Source organism: Segatella cerevisiae (genome assembly GCF_024054555.1).
GTDB lineage: Bacteria > Bacteroidota > Bacteroidia > Bacteroidales > Bacteroidaceae > Prevotella > Prevotella cerevisiae.
The window spans coordinates 1-1008 of sequence record NZ_JAMXLY010000116.1; the positions used below are offsets into that span (position 1 = coordinate 1).

Genomic DNA, 1008 nt, shown 5'->3' on the forward strand with positions numbered 1-1008 from the left:
ATGATTATCCTCAATTGGGTGATTAATAATTTTGAGTATTCCCCGATATTCATTACCTTTGCATCAATTATCAAAACCTCGTCAAAATGAAACTGATAGAATTTTCAAAACGCTTCCCCGATGAAGCTTCTTGTGAAGAGTATCTCAAGAATTATCGGGAAAAAGTTGGTGTTGTCTGTAAGCGCTGCGGCGGTCATCAACAGATCTGGGATAAGTATAATAAATGCTGGATTTGCAAGAAGTGCGGTCACAAGACGACGCTAACGGCTGATACCGTAATGCATAACAGTAAATTACCATTAATGTATTGGTTCACTGCCATACACCTGCTGACCTCCACGCGGAAAACGTTCTCGGCCCTTGAAATGCAGCGCCAGCTGGGTCATAAGCGTTATCAGCCAATTTGGGAGATGATGCATAAACTACGGTCGGTAATGGGGCAGCGTGATACCACATATCAACTGTCCGAGAGTATTGAGCTTGACGAAGCCTTCTTTTCCACGGAGAATTCAGACGAGGCAAAGAAACAGGAAAAGCGGAAGGCAGGCGCAGGAAGTCAGCGCAAGTCAAAAGTTCTGGTAATGATAGAAAGCAAAGCAGTTCCTGAGAATAAACAGAAGAAAGGAAAGAAAGATCGCAAGTCAGGTCATATAAAAATGAAGGTTGTTCCTGATGTGAAAGCTTCTACCGTTACCGAAGTCTCAAAGGTCGCAGTTGCAGCAGATTCCAGAATAATCACGGATGACTCCAAATCTCATACGAAACTCAAAGGGTGTTTTAAAGAGGTATATCCCATAAAGGCCCTTCCGGAGCAAGCATCGAAAATGCTGCCATGGGTTCACACTGCCATATCGAATGCAAAGTCACTTTTGCTTGATATGTACCATGGCATCAAAGACGAGTTCCTTCAGAGTTATCTGGATGAATTCTGCTGGAAGTTCAACCGAAGATCATTTGGCGACAGACTTTTTGACAGGCTAGTTGTTGCAGCTGTGTCCTATAGACCGG

The 1008-nt window shown here is 43.6% G+C and carries 1 protein-coding gene; it reads left to right on the top strand.

Features of this window, described 5'->3' with window-relative positions; translation table 11 throughout:
* Nucleotides 1–86: 86 nt before the first annotated feature.
* A partial coding sequence (locus tag NG821_RS12595) for an IS1595 family transposase (RefSeq protein ID WP_252762002.1) occupies nt 87–1008 on the top strand: 922 nt, incomplete at its 3' end.